A 17190-nucleotide genomic window follows, 5' to 3' on the forward strand; every position below is an offset into this window, starting at 1 on the left:
TCTATTCAAATCTGAGTGCTTCGGCGGCTTTGATTTTCATACCGTAGGCGGCGGGGTAAAGCGCCCCCGCCATACCGGTCAGCATGGCGAGCACCACGACGGTCAACACCACCATCGGGTTGATGTTCGTGTCCACATAGCCCTGGAGAAACGGCAGCGACTTCAGCAGCAGCATCGCGGCCTTGCTGAGGACGATTCCCAGGATCACGCCGAGCAGTGACACCATCACCGACTCACCAAAAATCAACTGGGCAATCTGACCCCGGGAGAACCCGCAGACACGCAGGATGGCGATTTCGCGTATCCTTCCGTAAACCGACATGATCATGGTATTGGCCACACTCAGCCCACCTAACAAAAACGCACATCCCCCGACCACCCAGCCGGTGGTTTTGAGTATTTTAAACTGCGAGTAGCTCTGGCTGAATTCATCATTCTCCATCGCCACGAGTTCAGGGTGGTTTTTCTCGACATATTCACGGAAGGCCTCCGCACCGTCCTGATCACTGAGTTTGATCGTTGCCACCGAGACATTCCCCTCTTTGTGGAAATACGACTGGCAGAGTTTGAGCGGCATAAAGACCCCGCCATCCTCAAAGCCGTTTTCAGTTTTGATGATGCCTGCGACGGGAAACTTTTCGTTTCCAATGGCCACATCCTCGCCTACCACGGCATTGAGAAATTCGGCGGCACGAGAACCGATGACGATAGCATTACCATCCTCGGTAAAATCATCCGCCGATCCTGAAACCCACTCGGATGATTTCAGTCGCGCAGCATCCGTGCGGATGCCAAAACACGTGATCACCGGTTGCTCGGGACTGGAAACAATACCAAACAACGCCGGCTCGGCGCGCTCGACCATGGCGAGTCCATTCAGCTCGTCAACCACGTCGATTGGTACAGAGCTGAAAAAGAGATCCGATACGTTTTTCTCAAACACGATCATCTCACTGTCACTGCTCAGAATGCGTTCGAACATGTGGATCGCCCCTTGCAGGATCGTCACGACACATAACATCGTGGCGACGCCAAAGGCGATCCCCGTGGCGCCGATGGCAGTGCGCACACGATGTCGGCGGAGGTTGGTGCTGATCAGTCGTAATAAACTCATTGGGTACCGGTCATGGACAGTTCCTGCGCCTCATGCTGCCAGAAAGCAAGCTCATCCTCGAAGCGTTTCCGCATCGCGCTGAGAAAAACCCACTCCCTGCGCCCTGACACGAGGCGCTCGAGCACGGCGTCCCCCTTGGCGACGTAATGGAACATACGGTTCACTGCCTTGGAAACACCCTCGCAGACCGCGATGTTAGGGCGGCCTTTCCCGGCGTCCTGACGTACGGTTTTTCCGGTTGACTGCGATGAAGCACACACGTCCTTGAGGTCATCGGACACCTGATAGGCCAGCCCCCAGTAGGTGGCAAGCAGTTCGAGGTCACGCGATTCTCCGGCGCTCCCCAACATGGCTGGAAACGCCATCGCCATTTTCACCAGCGACACCGTTTTCCCGTAGGCCACCCGGATCACTTCCACGGAAGTCGCCTGAGGCGTCATGTGGACATCCCTACTTTGCCCACCTAGAATACCACACACGCCGAGGCAGCGATCAAGGTATTCGGCAGCCTTGAGCCGCGCTGCCTTGTCCTGGTCCTGCATGGCCGACCAGAGCAGCGTGTAGCCCCGGTTGACCAGGGCCAAGGCGGCTAGTATGGCAGAGTCCTCTGCATAGATGGCGTGGACGGTGGGAAACCCGCGACGTTCCATCGCATCATCCATACACGGCAGGTCATCAAACAAGAGTGACGCCGTGTGCAAGTACTCCACACCTGTGGCAAGTTGCAGCGCCGAATCCTCGTTGATACCGACGGTGAGGCAAGTCTGGTAGGCGAGCTGGGCACGCACCAAGGCACCCGGATGTCTCAGGCAGTAACGCAGCGCCTCAGACACGGGTGCGTCATCCTTGAAGGATTCGGGCAACGATTGGCGGAACGCCCGGTCGCATTTTTCGGCAACGGGGTTAAGCCCCGTTGCCTGATTGATGAGTTTCATTTGATGATGGGGTTGTTGATGGCCTTGTTTATTTTAACGTTCCCCTTAGCGTGAAACGCACCGTCACCAGTGGGTTCACCTTGAAGAGGCCGATCATCTTGATAATGGGCAGATCGTGTTTTCTCGTATCAATGACAGCCGTGCCGCGGATTGTCATCTTGTTTCCTTTGGCCAGGACCTTGGCTGGGAATTCGATCACCTGGGTCACCCCGTGAATCGTTATTTTCCCCTTTGCCCAAGTACGTCCATCGGTACGCTTGGTAAAACTATCCAGGGTAAAGTTGCCCTTCGATTTTTTTTCCAACCAGGAGATCATCTCGGTGTCACGCTTGTCTTTCCCGGTTTTCAGATTCAGGAAATCCCAGTCGAAGGTTACTTTGCTTGGCTTGTTGCTGGCCTTGTCGCCTTCGATGACAGCTGTGTAGCTGTCGAGTGTCCCAGTGAAACTGTCGCCCGTAGCCTTGACGTCGATCAGGACCGAGCTATTGGCTTTATCCACCTCGAAAGTGGTGGCATGGAGGCTGCCGATGACCCCGACAAGCGAGGCGGCGACGATGGGTAGATGTTGTAATTTCATGATTTGTATTGGTTATTGGTGGTTGTTTGTTTTTGTTTGATTCAATGGAGCGACTTGTAATGTCGCAGAAAATTCCGAGACTATCGAAAATAATGAGGCATAGAAGTGCCCGGGTAAAGATCCCGAATGGATGGCAGTTCCAAACGCCTGTTGCCAACACAAGATGTGCTGCACACAGGCTTCGCGCTGAGTTCAAGAGTCAGCGCGAAAAATCAATCATCAAAGCCGGTAAACACCCGTCCGGGCATTTTTCAACCAGTAGTTCGTCAACATGGCCGGAGGCGGTGCTCTGGCCGACAAACGCGTCAAATACAACATTAGCTCATGGCAGGAATCGTCCTGCTCGACTTTCGATACCTGTTGAGATGGCGAGCCCAACTCATACGCATCGCTCTCTTCGGCTGTTTTGCCAATTCCTTCTTCGCAATGACAAACCGGCAAGTCCCGGTCGCTGCCTTTTGACGGGCACTGCCATTCATTGATGCCGTTGTAATCAGGATTGCCTCCTCCAGGGGTCCCCACCTCGTGTTTGTGAGGAAATGCCATACCCAGTGGCTCAAAAAGCTGGCACGGACAGTTGGGCAGAGCCAAAAAGACCGCCATCCATGTCGCCAGGAATATTTTGATCGAGACTATCAATGTGAAGTTGTTACCTGGGCATTCTACATGATTTTGACGAGTTGTCAAAATATCGTAATCAAAATGGGTGGGGATTTATTCGGTCGCCGTAAAAGAGTTTCTCATACTCCTCGTAGAGGATCAAAGAGCTTGGATAGCTTTTCTACGTTGTCATTGGCATCCTACAGCCCACCTTAATCCATAGGCTGTTCATCTTTTAATGCCAGTATCAGCCCGCGGTTCGGGTCTTCAAATTGTGGATCGTGGCCTTTGGCGTAGTTAAAAAGCTCACGATGCATGTATTCGTAATACGCCTCCTTTTGCTGGTTGTTAAGCCGGTGCCAGATCGTCACATTAAACGCGCGGGTGACCTTCTGCATCATTTTCAGCGTCAACCTTCTCCCCTTGCGGGCCTTTTGCACCTGCTTGTGCGTCAGCTGCTCGGTGGAAACATCGACCATTGCATGGTTGGATATCCCCCACTCATCCATCATCCGGTCAAGTGGCTGGGGTCCTAAATCACGTTGTTCCATGTCGCTCATGCCGTGCTTCTATCTTAGTAATCAGAAATTGGAAACTGAAATTGGAGTTTGGATTTTGGATTTTGACACTTACAATACCGGCATGCCCAGTAAGAAAGACATTCTCGATCTCTATTTCATGGACGCGCGGCACAAGCTGATCGATATCGCAGCCTACCTCGACCGGCTCGACCGACACGAAGGAGACTCCGATTTCCGGGCTGACGGGTTTCAGCAGGCACTCAAGGCCATGCTGGCGCCGGGCGACGTCCCCCGCGCCCAGGCCGTGCTCGAGGCCCTCTCCGACCACAGCACCGAACCCATCCCCAGAGCCACCATCCAGGGGGCCTTTGGGGCGGTGGCCGGTGACCAGTAGTCGGTAGCCAGTTGGCAGAATCCAAATCACACAGCTATGGGGAAATTTGCATCATCCGCGAAAGACCTGGAGGTTTATCAGTTAGCCTACAGGCAGGCGATGGAGCTATTTCATCTGAGCAATTCGTTTCCTTCGGAAGAAAAATACTCCCTGACCAGCCAAATCCGAAGGTCATCACGGTCTGTGCAAGCAAACCTCCGTGAAGCGTGGGCCAAACGTCGTTACGAAGCACATTTCATAAGTAAACTCACTGACTGTGATGGAGAGAATCAAGAAACCGATACACACATGGATTTTGCCAGGGATTGCGGATATATTGACCCGGCAACTATCGTACGCCTTCAAGAAACCAACCAACAAATAGGCCGAATGCTTGGAAAAATGATTACCAACCCTCAACCGTGGATCATCGCGTAAGCGACCGCCTACCGCCTACCGCCTACTTACAACCTACTACTGAATCATGAAATACATCGAACCACACGCCCACATGGTGAGTCGGACCACCGACGACTACCAGGCCATGGCCATGGCTGGCTGCGAGGTCATCTGCGAACCCGCTTTTTGGGCAGGGTTTGACCGGACTTCGACCCAAGGGTTTTACGACTACTACCGCCAACTCACCGATTACGAGCCGAAGCGCGCCGCCAAGTTCGGCATCAAACACTACAGCTGGCTTTGTATCAATCCGAAGGAAGCCGAAGACGCTGGTTTCGCCCGCGAAGTCATGGCCATCATTCCCGAGTTTCTCGACCAGGACAACGTGCTGGGCATCGGGGAAATCGGTATGAACAAAAACACGGTCAACGAGCTGGCCATTTTCGAAGAACATGTCGCCCTCGCGCAGAAATACGACCTCTCCATCCTGATCCACACCCCACACCTCGAAGACAAACTCAAAGGCACCCGCTTAACCATTGATGCTTTGAAAAACGCCCATGTCGATCCGGGCCGGGTCATCATCGACCACGTTGAGGAACACACCGCCGGACTTGTCCTCGATGCCGGTTTCTGGGCCGGTATGACGCTCTATCCTGAATCAAAGTGCAGCCTGCCCCGCGCTGTCGATATTCTGGAGAATTTTGGCACAGAAAACATCTGGATGAACTCGGCGTGCGACTGGGGTGTTTCGGACCCGCTCGCCGTTGCCAAGTGTATGGTCGAGATGAAAAAACGCCGGCATTCCGAGGAACTCATCAGCAAGGTCGTGTATGACAATCCGGTGGAATTCCTCAGCCAGTCGAAGAACTTCAAAGTCTAACCATGGATCCTGACCAACTTGAACAACTCAAAACCACCCTCCGCCGGTTATCTGCGGCGGAACAGGACCATTTAGCCGGTTTTCTGCTGATGGAACGCCTCAAACGCAACAAGCTTGTGATGCCAGCGCTCCATCAACGCATCGATGACGCTGACCCTGAAAACTGGCCATCATGGGAGAAAACCCAAGAAGCTCTCAAGGATGACTAACACCCTGGTCTACATCCACTGTCTGGCAGCTGACCACCTCCAGCGGCTGGGTAATCGCGACGCTGTTATCCAGTTCATCCATGCTTTGGCTGCCAATCCGGAAACCGTAGGCGACTACCGACAAGCTGACCCGCGTGGACGCATGATTGAGGTGAAGCTGCTAGGCCGACAGGCTGTTCTCTTTTTCAACGACCCGTTTGCAGGTATCGTGAAAATTCTTGATATTCGCAACGTAGAGGCATTGTAAGTTTTACGTTCTAAACTCCAAATACCAGGTTTTGAAAATCGCTGACGCACATCTCGCCTACTGCACCAATATCCATCCTGCCGAAACCTGGGGGGAAACTTGGGAGGCACTCAAAAAACACACCTTATCTGTCCGGGATAAAGTCGCCCCCCCTGGCACCCCCTACGCTATCGGACTGAGGCTCTCAGCCGTCGCGGCCGGGGAGCTTCTCCAGGGTGACAACCTCGAGAATTTCCAGCAATGGCTCTCCGAGGAAAACTGCTACGTATTCACCATCAACGGTTTCCCCTATGGCTCGTTCCATGGCACCCGGGTGAAGGAGAAAGTCTATCAACCCGACTGGACAAGCAGCGAGCGACTCGAATATACGAACAATTTATTCATCATCATCGCCCAACTCTTACCAGAGGGAATCGAAGGTTCGGTTTCCACCCTCCCTGGATCATTTAAAGAATTCCATGCTGACGAAGCTGCCCTTTTCAAAAACCTGGAAGCCTGCGCAAAGTCGATTGAAGTATTATCGGGCTTATTCGAACGCGACCTCCACCTCGGGCTCGAGCCCGAGCCGCTGGGACACTTTGAAAACACCGAAGAAACGCTCGCTTTTTTTGAGCGGTTTCTCGATACCGTGGATGATCCCGAGCTGATCAAACGCCGCATCGGCATCAACTACGACACCTGTCACTTTGCGCTCGAATTCGATGACTGCCACAGATCGTTGGCCGCGCTGCGTGATGCGGGTCTACGCATTTCCAAAGTGCATCTATCATCTGCACTGGAATTCGACCCGACATCTGAGGAAGCTCTGGAAAAAATTCGGGACTTTGACGAGCCCACCTACCTCCACCAGGTCATCGTCCAAGGACACAACGGCAAACTCGCGCGTTTCAAAGACCTTCCTGAATACCTGGTAACCCGTTCCGACAAAGCCCCGACTCCTGACGCCCGAATCCTGTCAGCTGACGAAAAGGGTCGTATTCACTTCCACATCCCGCTCTACGCGCAACCCGAGCCACCACTGGCGTCCACCCAGGACCACGCCAGGGATGCGCTCGCCTACTTCCAGCAGCATCCCAATTTCTGCCGCCACTTTGAAATTGAGACCTACACCTGGGGCGTGCTGCCGGGTGCATTACAGATTCCGGTCGAGGACCAGATTGCCAGGGAATACGAATGGGTGCGAAGCAATATTTCGTTTTGACTCGACGGGGATACCCTCACATGTAAATGAGGGTTTAGTGAGCTATATAATACTTCGTATTTCTTTCCTGTTAGTGATCGCACTTGATGAAAAAGGCAGCTCAATCACAACCCACTCCGCGATCCTGTTGCCTGACCTCACACCCGTCGCCCTGAAAACGCTTCCAGCCAACGAACGAGAAATCAAAGAAACTGTCTGGTGGGAGAACCACATGAAAAATCGGGATGCCGAAGCACAGAAACTACATCAACAGATAGAGGGCCAAGACCGCACAGACAAGTAACTCAACTTTCCCGTTTACAGGAAATTCAAGACTCGATGTACGAGCAAATATACTGGCAAATCCCCTCACTGACTTCGATGGTAAAACCTGAATCAGCGGGAACATCAAAATGCTCGCCAGCATTGAACCCGTCACTTCCATCCAGGCCGTCGAGCGTGACGATACAGGCACCTTCCGTGATCTCCATACGCTCGGCCTTTTTCGTTCCGAAGTGGTAACTCCCCGGATAGATCAGACCAAAGGTCTTGGTGGTTCCATCCTCAAGGGTAATCCCATGGGAGACGACTTTGCCATCAAAGTAGACGTTCGCTTTTGCCTCGGCAGTAACATTGGTAAATTGCATAAGCGGAAGATCATCCCACTAGGCCCGGGAGGACAAGTGGGAATTCTGTCACCATCACATATTGATGAACCAACCCTGCCCCACCGCATCGCTCAGGGGGTGAGCCATGATCGGATGCGGTAGAATTTTTCCGTATCCGTGTTGATCGGCACCTGTGCAGTAACCGTTTGACCCGTGGCGATCATGTCGGAATAGCCTGCAAGTGTAGGCCAGGCACCGACCTGTGACATGTCGTCTGAAACCTCGATGGCATAATGCCGGGTCTTGCCGGAATACCCAGCTCCCGTTGCGCTGACAGCAGTAAAGGAAATATCCATGTTCCCTCCATTCTTGTTCACGCTGGCAACCAAGGGTGGATTTGAAACCACGGGAGAGGTGCCAAAGATGTATTCATCCTCGTTGGACACGCCATCTTTATCCGGATCAGCTGTCGGACCGGAAATATCGCTATCCGCCAGTTGTTGCGTGTTAAAATAGCTACTCCTCCACGTATCAAACGGATTGATCACAGTCACCGTCGCCGCGTTGGAGTTGGCTCCACCCGGGTTGGCTGTATTGCTTACTTTCACCCAATAGAGAGTGGTTGTCGTTAGCGCAGGCGTGGTGAAACTGCTACTATTCGTTCCCACCGGCGTGGTGGTGCTGCCGGACGCCCCCTGATACCATTGATAGGTAAATGGCGGTGTCCCGGATGCGGTGACGTTCAAGGTGGTCGTTTCCCCGCTGTTAATCGTGGTCGATGCGGGATGCTGCGAAATGGCAGCTCCCGGAGGTGCAGCCACCACGATCGTGAACGTCCCCAATGCAACTTTACTATCTGCTTCATCGGCTTTTTCCCAAGCCCGGATTTGTATATTTGAATAGGTCCCCGCCTGGGTAGGCGTCCCCGTGATCGATCCAAATGACTTGTTGACCACTCCCGGGGCAAGAGACAGCCCGGGTGGGAGTGTGCCGGTCACCGAGAAATGGTTGACCTTTTCACCTCCAATATTGATGGCTTGAAACACGAAGGTGAGAGCTTCACCCGTCGTCGCCGGAACGGTGTTGGAATTAGCCGATGGTGATACCTGCACAACTTCCGTCGCACCGGATACCGAATCAAAAACTCCCAGGCCAGCGACCGTGGCGATGGTCATTTTCACAGCATCCGCCGTGGCAACCGAACTGATCAGTTTTGCTTCGGGCAGCAGGAATTGGACATACGGCGATTTTTGAAGCAGCACAATCAGCGAGCTGGCTCGCTGGCCAATACGTCTGAGACGCGGATACTTTACTTGGTATGGATTCATAGTGGTCATTGTGTGTTGGATTGGAAAATGATTAGTTACAGCCACAGCCACCGCCACCGACTCCACCACCGCCAAAACTCCCCTCACGGGAGAAGTAGACATGCTCGGACATGGGTTTTTGCAAGGGATCTGTATCTTCGCTCATCAGAGGACTAGCCAGGTTTCCCCGCTCATAGGGTTTGACGCGAACGAGGTGTTGGGAGCAACTGCTGATACCGATCAACAGTGCTGAGCCTGTCAGGATTAGAAATGACTTGATCATGGTCTTGTAGTTGAATGTTAGAGTTGATGTGTGTTAGAAGCTGTCCGGGTTATTTACCGAGCAGGGCAATGATTTCCTTTTCGTAGAGAGCCTCGGTTTTTTTACCTTTGAAGCCTTTGTGGATATGGCGTATCACGCCTTTGCGATCGACCAGATAACTCGATGGCATCGTGGGCGGATTGAAGAAGGCCGCGGCTTTGTGGGAACTATCGTGCGCAAGCAGAAACGGTGCCTTGTTCTTAGCTGCAAAGGCTTTGTATTTTCTGACGTCCTCGTCCACGCCAATCGCAATGATGACCAGGCCCTTGGAGGCATACTTGTTGTGAAGTCGGGTGAAACATGGAAATGACGCCTTACACGGGGCGCACCATGATGCCCAGAAATCGACAAGAACCACTTTGCCTTTTGTCTTGGGAACTGATGACCCGGGAAGCAGTTGAGACAGGCTGGGTAGAGCCTGACCTACGGATGGCTCTTTGGCCATTGAATGCATCAGCAAGGAACAGGTGACGACGGTTGTTAGTAGTATGGTTTTCATCATATTGTATTTGTTGGTTTATTAGTTAGGTTGTTGGATTTGAATTATGCGGCTGTGACTTGTCGGCTCATGAAACCCGGGGTTTTTTCAGTCCCTCGGTCGTCCTGGATACAGGCTTCCACATCCGGTGCGCGGGTTGCAAAGGCGATGCCCTCTTGTCGGCCGAGCACAAAAACCGTGGTACTTAACACTCCGGCTTGAAGGCATGACGGCGCCAAAGCGGTGACTGAACACATACCGTTAGAAACCGGCCAGCCGGTGCGAGGGTCGAGAATGTGGCCATAACGGACTCCGTTGTGTTCAAATCCTCGTTCATAATCGCCTGACGATGATACGGCGTAGCCCGAGACTGCGAGTCCGCCGAGGTATTTATCCTTGTGTCGGCCATTCTGAATGCCCACATGCCAGAACGGATGAACGCCATTGCCACCGATCGCAAACAGATCCTGGCCAAGGTCGATCAGCGCGTCGGTGATTCCATTCTGATGGGCAATACGTGTCACGTGATCGACTGCGAATTCCTTGCCGAAGCCACCAAAATCGAGCCCCATGCCTTTTTCCGGAAGAAAAACAGCACCCGGTTTGCGTTGGACCTTCCCCCACCCTGTCAGCTTCAGCGCTGCATCCACCACTTGGGTGTCGGGAAGCCGGGTATGCACGGTTTTCCAGTCCCATACTTTCAACAGTGGCAGCATCGTGGGATCAAGGATACCCTTGGTCATGCCATACAGGTTATCGATCAAATCCAGGATATGCTCCATGTGGTGGTCGACCTTGACCCAGTCGATGCCCGCCGCCGCGTTGATCCGGGAAACCTCGGACCCGGGTCTGAACCTCGAATACTTTTTCTCAAACGTCTCAAGCCAACTCAGTGCCTCGGCGAGAAACTTCAGCGCCGCTTGCTCGTCGGGCTGGATGAAATTGATTTTACACGACGAGCCAAGCGCACGGAACGCAATGCCCCTGACACCACGTTCGTCGGGTTTGATGGATATGGATGTCGCTGGATTGCTCATGTTATACCCGCTGTTAAAATTTGGCATTCAATCCGAAGGTCCAGATATCGGCATCAATGTATGCTTGGTCGGGGGCTTGATCGGAACCCTGGCCAGTCATGCTGTAGTGTTCATAGGCCGCTGACATGGAGACATTCTCCGTGATCTGGTAACGAAGCCTGAGTCCCAGACTCAGGGCATTGAACGAAGACAAACGGTAATCCGATGAGTAATTCGGCCCCGATCCGTCTGGATACCTTGCCGGATCTGTGATGGGCACGTCATTGAGTGTATTGGCAAAGAAATCAGCCGCATTCTGCTGGTAGTACCGGATAAACGGGTTGAGCTCCCATGATTCACCGATGGCTTGCCGCCATTCCACCTCGGCTGTTTGTGAGAATACTCCATAATCATCGTTTGAGAGCCGCAGCATAACATCCAGACTGGCATCAGCCTTTTCAAAGAAGTGTTTCCCTTCTAACTGGAGAACCTGGCGGAATCTGCTGTCGGGGCGGTTTTCGGCATAGACATTCACCACCGGAATCGGAGGAATCCCGGGAAAAACAACAGTCTCATTACGCTGGATCACCTTATACGGGTCGTTGAGATATCCCTCGCTATAACCCAGTGTGAAATTAATCGATACCGTTGTGTTTTTATCAATGATCTGGGTCACACCTGCAAACAGATCATAATTTTTCTTATCCTGATCCGGCAAACCAAAGACCGCTACCTGATCGTCGACGTAGTTGACCCCATAGGTGAAGGTCGTGTTTTTCTGGTTCAACTCCCACTTGTCACTGAGCGCAAAACCATAGGACAGGTAATCATCCTCGCTACTGCGGGACAGCTCGAATTCGACCCGGTGGTCGCCAAACTGATGCGACAACGCTGCCATAATCCCCGTGCGCACATCCTCAAGTTCAGAGAGAAACGATTGGCCGCTGTCAGGAAGGACACCCGATGGTGATGCCCCGCTGATCGCGTCTCTCAAATATTGGAACCTGAATGACGTGTCGTTACTCAGATCAAACTGGGTGCGCAGATAATACGACTCAATCCGGATACGGTCCGCACGCTCCTGATAGATTTGGTAGCTCAGGTCGTAGCGGTGGCTGTCGATGGCAACACCCGCCCCCGCCTGGGTAGCGAGCGGAAGAACCGCTGGGGTATAGATGATATACTTTTTGTTCATAATGGATAAATGTATGTTGATGATTCTAAAACGGGGGTCGAAGTACATGTCGAGGCATGGCAATAATGCTGGGGACATCAAAAGACGGATGTCAGGGAAACGTGCTTACCGTGGGCAGTTCCAGGCAGCCTGCAATCAACACAGTGTGTGATCCACACAGGCCTATGGGCTGAGCTCAATGCGCAGCACTAAAAAAATGAATCAAAGCCGATAGACACCCGTCCGGGCATTCATCAACCAGTAGTTCGGAAACAACAGCGGAGGCGGCGCCCTGGCTGCAGGGCTTGCATGATATCCGACCGGGGTATGACCCGATTCACGGTTATCGATTGCCGTCGCGTAATGTGCAGGAACATCGATATCAATCCCGTTACATGTATCGGCCGTTTTCCCAATACCTTCTTCGCAGTGGCAGACAGGCAATTCCTGGTCACTGCCGTCCGACGGCTTCTTCCAGTCGGTGAGTCCATTGTAATCAGGATTTCCCCCACCCGGTGAACCGACCTCATGTTTATGGGGGTAGACCATTCCTAACGGTTCAAATAGCTGACACGGACAGCTTGGCAGAGCCAAATAGACTGCCATCCACGTTGCCAGGAATATTTTAATCGAGACTATCAAAGGGGTACCGTTAACACTTCGTAACTACATTTTTCTATTCGACGTGTCAAAGCATTTTTCTGGGAAAAGCCCGTAAAGTTTGAACAAGCCCATCTGATCGTAACACATTCGCAAGCCTTTGGGCAACCTTCCATTGACAAGACAAGACCACGCGCTAATTTCGCAGCGTTCTTCGATTGGAGAGTGAGGCGTGTCTGGTGGCCGCCGCGGTTTTCAAAACCGTTGAAAGGCTGTTATGGTCTTTGGTTGGTTCGATTCCTTCCCTCTCCGCTTTCCCTTGGTCACACCAGGCGGGCTAACTGATCTCAAGCTTGCCGATCTCCTTCATAATCTTATCGGAAATCAGCTGATAGTCATCGCGGCCTTTGGCTTTGAGTTCCTCGGGGGAAAATGTGATCGGGTCGCCGACGACGAGCGTGATCGGTCGGAATCTCATTTTGCTCGATCCACGGGGTAGCGCATCGCGGGCACCGAAGATACGGACAGGCTGCACGACGGCTTTACTTTTTGCCACGATCAAACCAGTGCCCGCCTCAGCGGGTTGAAGGTTCCCGTCGAGGGTGCGGGCTCCCTCGGGAAAGACAACAACCTGATTGCCCTGTCGCAACAGTTTGATAATGGTCTTGAGGCTGGTCATATCGGGTCGGTCCTGATCGACCGGAACCGCGTTCAGCCTCGGGTAAAGCCAGGCACCGAGTCCACGGAAGAGCGTTTTACGCGCCAGGTAATAGACCTCCTTGTCGTAGCCAATCCCGACCAAGGGAGGGTCGAGATAACTTTCATGGTTCGATGCAATCAGCACCGGCCCGTCGGTAACCAGCTTCTCTTTGCCTATAACACGGTAAGAAAAAAAGCAGACGAAGCACATCTTCCAGAGTGTGTAGCAGAACCAGTAGATTGTTTTCATATCAAAAAAATGGTTAATCTTGGAGTCCTTGGGCGCGGAGTGCCAGCAGAGCGGTCTCGACGACTTCATCAATATCCATCTCCGAGCTATCAATCACCGTGGCTCCGTCCGCCACCACCAGGGGCGAGGTCTTTCGTTTACTGTCCTCGGCATCACGTTGGCTCACCACATCGGCCAGACCTTCTGCTGACCGGCGTGCCAGGCGAACCTCCTCGGAGGCATCGATATAGAGTTTATAGGGGGTATCAGGAAAAACCACGGAGCCAATGTCGCGCCCTTCCATCACCAGACTGCCGAGCGTGAGATACTCGCGCTGTTTGGCGACCAGGAGTTCGCGCACCTCGGGGATGGCGGCCACTTTGGAAACGCGGGCGTTCACCGGGTCCTCCCTGAGTGCGTCACCGGGATCGATACCGTCGATCAGGATTGTCGATCCCCCGCCCTTGATTCCGCAGGTGACTTCGATGTGCTTGAGCATGGCGATCACAGCTCCGGAATCGGAAGCGTCCACCCCCTTTTCAATGGTGGCCCAGGCGATGGCGCGGTACATGGCGCCGGTGTTGATCATGATCAGGCCCAGACGCTCTGCCAGTCGGCGGGCGACGGTGCTCTTTCCTGATGCGGCGGGGCCGTCGATGGCGACAGCAAAGTGGTTGGATGTTTGGCTCTCTGACATGGAAAAATAATTACCTGGGGGATCTCCCGTTCTTGATCGAGGACAGATGCGTCGCAAAACCCGGGTAGGAAGTATCGATACACTTTGTATTGTTAACCACCGTTTCCCCGTGTGCGAAGAGACCGGCAATCGCAAAGGCCATCGCAATCCGGTGATCGCCAAAGCTATCCAGCTCGGCACCTTTCAGTGGTTTGCCTCCGGTGATCTCCATACCGTCCTCGAACTCCTCGACTTCAGCTCCCATGGCACGCAAGTTCTCACAAACCGTCGCGATGCGATCGCTTTCCTTCACACGCAGCTCCCTGGCATTACGGATCATGGTCTTCCCTTGCGCCAGCGCACCAGCCACTGCGAGGATGGGGATTTCATCGATCAAGTTGGGGATTTCCTCACTCTTGATCTCGGTGCCACGCAGTGGTTTACCGGTGATCTCGATGTTGCCATAGGGCTCGCCGTACTCTTCGGAGAGAACGACGTCCTTGATCTGGGCACCCATGCGGATCAAGACATTCAGAAGTGCGGTCCGGGTCGGGTTCAAACCTACATTCTTGATCAGTAAATGCGAGCCAGGCAGGGCGGCGGCAGCAACGATCCAGAAGGCTGCGGAAGAAATATCACCGGGCACCCGGAAATCGCCCGACTCCGGCATCTGTCCGCCGTAGACGGATATTTCATCGCCAGTGCGGATGGAGCGAATACGGAAATAGGCTAACATCCGCTCGGTATGGTCACGCGTCTCGGCTGGCTGGACAACGGTCGTTTTCCCCTCGGTAAACAGTCCGGCCAGCAGGATGGCACTTTTCACCTGGGCACTGGCCACGGGCATCCGGTAGCTGATGGGTTGGAGCGTGGCTCCCTTGATACGCAGCGGGGCACAGCCCGGGGTGTCGCCGCAGGCCTTGATCGACGCCCCCATTTCCTCAAGTGGCTTGATAATACGACCCATCGGGCGCGACTGGAGAGATGCGTCTCCGGTGAGAACCGACTCGAATGGCTGGGCCGCGAGCAAACCTGCCAGGAGTCGCATGCCGGTTCCCGAGTTTCCACAATCCACATTTCCTGACGGCGCACTGAGTTTCATCCGCCGGCCCTGGATCTTGATCGATGTAGGGCCGTAGCCGTCCTTGGTTTCCAGCACCTCATGGGTGGCACCCAGCTGGGCCATGGCATTCAGGGTATTGAGGCAGTCCTCGCTCGGTAAATAGTTGTCAATCCGACACACCCCATTGGACAAGCCCGCGAGAATGGCTGCCCTGTGAGAGATGCTTTTATCGCCGGGAACCTCGAACTCGGCCCATAGGTCTTTGATTGCTTTTACCTTCAGGGTAGTCATGTAGTTGGTATTTGAATTTGACGGGGTATTAGATGGTGTAAAAAGAGATTAAAGGGTATCCCGCAGCCGCTTTGCTTCCTCCAGCACACGGGTAAGCTCTTCATCGCTGGAATTCTCAAGCAAAGCAAGCATTTCACGCAAGTGTGTGATGGTCTCCTTGATTGGCTCTTTCAACGCCTCCCGGTTGCGGAGGAAAATCTCGGCCCACATCCCGGGATGACCGGATGCCACACGCGTGGTGTCCCGCATGCCATTGCCGGCAAAGATACCGTCTTCCGGGTGTTTGAGCCCGACCAGGGCACCGATCGATGCCAGCATGTGCGGCAGGTGACTGATTCTCGCCATCACCCGGTCATGTTCTTCTGACGAGGTGACGTAGCACTGGCACCCGATCGCCTCCCACAAGCCTTTGATGGTGCGTAGGTCCGCATCGGAATGGTTGAAGTCGTTGGTGACCACACACGCGGCACCGTCAAACAGGTCCGAACGGGCCGCAGCCACTCCGGCCTGCTCCGAACCCGCCATGGGGTGGCTGCCGATGTATTTCGCCCCGGCTTCCCTGACCACGTGTTCGAGGGCATCGCGGGGTGTCAGCTTGACACTACCCACATCGGTGATGATCACACCCTCCAACGAACATGAGGCAGACGCCGCCCCTAGGATTTCCAGCATGGCACCCACAGGTGAAGCCAGGATAATGATTTCCGCGCCCCTTACGGCAGCGGCCAGATCTGTGCTCGCGTCTGTTATACCCTGCGCCCTTGCCTCGGCCACCCCCTGCTCACGTCGACCCCACAGCGCCACCCGGACCCCGGGCAGACGTGCTTGTACTGCGAGGGCAATCGAGCCTCCCAGTAGTCCGCTTCCAAGAACAGCAATACGTTTCATGCGCCGCAATCACTGGCATGGGCCAGCCTAAATGCAAGAACCGACGCGCTGAAATTGCGGCATCGGTTCTCAAAAAAATATCGGGTAAACAAGTTACGCAAAACGCCTATCCCCATTTACGATATGTCTATTCATCATCTTGCCGTTACGGCACACGAAACTTGTGGGTAGGATCGGCATCCTCGGGGTCACGGCACAGCTTACCCGAGCCAATCCCCTTCACGTCCACAATGTTGTGGGTGTACGGATTGAAAACAAAACCAGGTTTACCGGGAACAGCCGATGCCGTTGGGTATTTGGGTTTTGCAGGGGTGACAGGCTTGTCCGGCAGATCATTCCGGCCCACATCGTTCTGCCTGTTCTCCTCCTGGCGTCTGAGACGTTCCCGGTTTTCATCAATCTGGCGCTGTTCCTCATCGGTCAGTGCCGGCTGCCCGTCATTCTGCTGCGGAGGCCCGACCGGCTGGGGCACAGGTGTGGGTGGATAGGGTGCACAAGCACCCACGAGGGCAATAGCCCCGAGGGGAAGGAGTATGCTCTTTGAAAAAATCATCGTGTGAAGTATTGGTTGTTTTCTTGTTTTATCGGGGGACAATCGGCGGGAAAACCAGCAGATGGCAGAGTTTCCACCCATTATTCTGTCAAGTCAAGCCCTAGCCGCAGGCAGAGCGCATATTTGCGTAAAATAATAACGGGGCAAGGTATGGTTACCTGCCAAAACCCAGGAAAGTGTCCATTGGACTTGCAATTCATGGGACAGTAATTCGGCTCTTGATTGTCACATGCATTTTCAGGACATTG

General features: G+C 53.7%; 23 protein-coding genes and 1 tRNA gene. 7 read left to right on the forward strand and 17 right to left on the reverse strand.

Annotated elements, in window-relative coordinates:
• Position 1: 1 nt before the first annotated feature.
• From H7A51_05425 to H7A51_05445, 5 genes are all read right to left on the reverse strand, one after another.
• Positions 2-1114 carry an ABC transporter permease gene (locus H7A51_05425; GenBank protein MCP5535662.1) on the reverse strand — a complete coding sequence of 371 codons (1113 nt, stop codon included), beginning with the start codon at positions 1112-1114 and terminating at the stop codon, positions 2-4.
• The gene (locus H7A51_05430) at positions 1111-2049 is read right to left on the reverse strand and encodes a polyprenyl synthetase family protein (GenBank protein MCP5535663.1); all 939 of its coding nucleotides are present in this window, start codon (positions 2047-2049) and stop codon (positions 1111-1113) included. Before H7A51_05430 ends, H7A51_05425 begins: the two co-directional genes overlap by 4 nt.
• A 28-nt stretch (positions 2050-2077) precedes the next feature.
• Positions 2078-2626, reverse strand: coding sequence for a YceI family protein (locus H7A51_05435; GenBank protein MCP5535664.1), 549 nt, complete (start codon positions 2624-2626; stop codon positions 2078-2080).
• A gap of 219 nt (positions 2627-2845) precedes the next feature.
• Positions 2846-3313 carry a hypothetical protein gene (locus H7A51_05440; protein ID MCP5535665.1) on the reverse strand — a complete coding sequence of 156 codons (468 nt, stop codon included), beginning with the start codon at positions 3311-3313 and terminating at the stop codon, positions 2846-2848.
• Positions 3314-3438: 125 nt separating this feature from the next.
• Complete coding sequence (locus H7A51_05445) at positions 3439-3777, reverse strand: hypothetical protein (GenBank protein MCP5535666.1); 339 nt, start codon at positions 3775-3777, stop codon at positions 3439-3441.
• A 91-nt stretch (positions 3778-3868) separates the two neighbouring features.
• Here H7A51_05445 and H7A51_05450 point away from each other — a divergent pair, with 91 nt between their 5' ends.
• From H7A51_05450 to eboE, 6 genes are read left to right on the forward strand one after another with little or no spacing between them, the layout of a single operon-like run.
• Positions 3869-4141, forward strand: a complete 273-nt coding sequence (locus tag H7A51_05450; GenBank protein ID MCP5535667.1) for a hypothetical protein — start codon at positions 3869-3871, stop codon at positions 4139-4141.
• A 36-nt stretch (positions 4142-4177) separates the two neighbouring features.
• On the forward strand, positions 4178-4558 hold the full coding sequence (locus H7A51_05455) for a four helix bundle protein (protein MCP5535668.1): 381 nt from the start codon (positions 4178-4180) through the stop codon (positions 4556-4558).
• A gap of 46 nt (positions 4559-4604) precedes the next feature.
• On the forward strand, positions 4605-5402 hold the full coding sequence (locus tag H7A51_05460; GenBank protein ID MCP5535669.1) for a TatD family hydrolase: 798 nt from the start codon (positions 4605-4607) through the stop codon (positions 5400-5402).
• A gap of 2 nt (positions 5403-5404) precedes the next feature.
• Positions 5405-5611 (forward strand): hypothetical protein, encoded by a 207-nt coding sequence (locus tag H7A51_05465; GenBank protein MCP5535670.1) that lies wholly within the window; start codon positions 5405-5407, stop codon positions 5609-5611.
• Positions 5604-5858 (forward strand): hypothetical protein, encoded by a 255-nt coding sequence (locus tag H7A51_05470; GenBank protein ID MCP5535671.1) that lies wholly within the window; start codon positions 5604-5606, stop codon positions 5856-5858. The genes H7A51_05465 and H7A51_05470 overlap by 8 nt, the downstream gene beginning before the upstream one ends.
• Positions 5859-5889: 31 nt before the next feature.
• A complete protein-coding gene (eboE, locus tag H7A51_05475; GenBank protein MCP5535672.1) occupies positions 5890-7059 on the forward strand; it encodes a metabolite traffic protein EboE in 1170 nt (389 codons plus the stop codon).
• A gap of 308 nt (positions 7060-7367) precedes the next feature.
• Here the strand turns inward: eboE and H7A51_05480 are convergent, their stop codons facing one another.
• The 7 genes from H7A51_05480 to H7A51_05510 all read right to left on the reverse strand — a co-directional run bounded on the left by H7A51_05480 (position 7368) and on the right by H7A51_05510 (position 12492).
• Positions 7368-7685, reverse strand: a complete 318-nt coding sequence (locus tag H7A51_05480; protein MCP5535673.1) for a pyrimidine/purine nucleoside phosphorylase — start codon at positions 7683-7685, stop codon at positions 7368-7370.
• 92 nt (positions 7686-7777) lie between these two features.
• Positions 7778-8974 (reverse strand): hypothetical protein, encoded by a 1197-nt coding sequence (locus H7A51_05485; protein ID MCP5535674.1) that lies wholly within the window; start codon positions 8972-8974, stop codon positions 7778-7780.
• A gap of 31 nt (positions 8975-9005) precedes the next feature.
• Positions 9006-9236 carry a DUF4266 domain-containing protein gene (locus tag H7A51_05490; protein MCP5535675.1) on the reverse strand — a complete coding sequence of 77 codons (231 nt, stop codon included), beginning with the start codon at positions 9234-9236 and terminating at the stop codon, positions 9006-9008.
• Positions 9237-9285: 49 nt separating this feature from the next.
• Positions 9286-9774, reverse strand: coding sequence for a TlpA family protein disulfide reductase (locus tag H7A51_05495; protein ID MCP5535676.1), 489 nt, complete (start codon positions 9772-9774; stop codon positions 9286-9288).
• A 44-nt stretch (positions 9775-9818) separates the two neighbouring features.
• Entirely contained in the window at positions 9819-10790 is a 972-nt protein-coding gene (locus H7A51_05500; protein ID MCP5535677.1) for an FAD:protein FMN transferase, read from the reverse strand.
• Between the two features lie 13 nt (positions 10791-10803).
• Positions 10804-11964, reverse strand: coding sequence for a DUF3570 domain-containing protein (locus H7A51_05505; GenBank protein ID MCP5535678.1), 1161 nt, complete (start codon positions 11962-11964; stop codon positions 10804-10806).
• A gap of 201 nt (positions 11965-12165) precedes the next feature.
• A complete protein-coding gene (locus tag H7A51_05510) occupies positions 12166-12492 on the reverse strand; it encodes a hypothetical protein (protein MCP5535679.1) in 327 nt (108 codons plus the stop codon).
• Positions 12493-12763: 271 nt separating this feature from the next.
• On the opposite strand from H7A51_05510, the gene H7A51_05515 reads away from it, so the two are divergent.
• Positions 12764-12856, forward strand: a tRNA-Sec gene (locus H7A51_05515).
• 24 nt (positions 12857-12880) lie between these two features.
• Here H7A51_05515 and H7A51_05520 read toward each other — a convergent pair.
• The 5 genes from H7A51_05520 to H7A51_05540 all read right to left on the reverse strand — a co-directional run bounded on the left by H7A51_05520 (position 12881) and on the right by H7A51_05540 (position 16942).
• Entirely contained in the window at positions 12881-13492 is a 612-nt protein-coding gene (locus tag H7A51_05520; protein MCP5535680.1) for a 1-acyl-sn-glycerol-3-phosphate acyltransferase, read from the reverse strand.
• A 13-nt stretch (positions 13493-13505) separates the two neighbouring features.
• Positions 13506-14168 (reverse strand): (d)CMP kinase, encoded by a 663-nt coding sequence (cmk, locus tag H7A51_05525; GenBank protein MCP5535681.1) that lies wholly within the window; start codon positions 14166-14168, stop codon positions 13506-13508.
• A 10-nt stretch (positions 14169-14178) separates the two neighbouring features.
• Entirely contained in the window at positions 14179-15501 is a 1323-nt protein-coding gene (aroA, locus tag H7A51_05530; GenBank protein MCP5535682.1) for a 3-phosphoshikimate 1-carboxyvinyltransferase, read from the reverse strand.
• A 48-nt stretch (positions 15502-15549) separates the two neighbouring features.
• Positions 15550-16389, reverse strand: a complete 840-nt coding sequence (locus tag H7A51_05535; GenBank protein ID MCP5535683.1) for a prephenate dehydrogenase/arogenate dehydrogenase family protein — start codon at positions 16387-16389, stop codon at positions 15550-15552.
• Between the two features lie 145 nt (positions 16390-16534).
• A complete protein-coding gene (locus H7A51_05540; protein ID MCP5535684.1) occupies positions 16535-16942 on the reverse strand; it encodes a hypothetical protein in 408 nt (135 codons plus the stop codon).
• Between the last annotated feature and the right edge of the window lie 248 nt (positions 16943-17190).

This window comes from Akkermansiaceae bacterium (assembly GCA_024233115.1).
Lineage (GTDB): Bacteria > Verrucomicrobiota > Verrucomicrobiia > Verrucomicrobiales > Akkermansiaceae > Oceaniferula.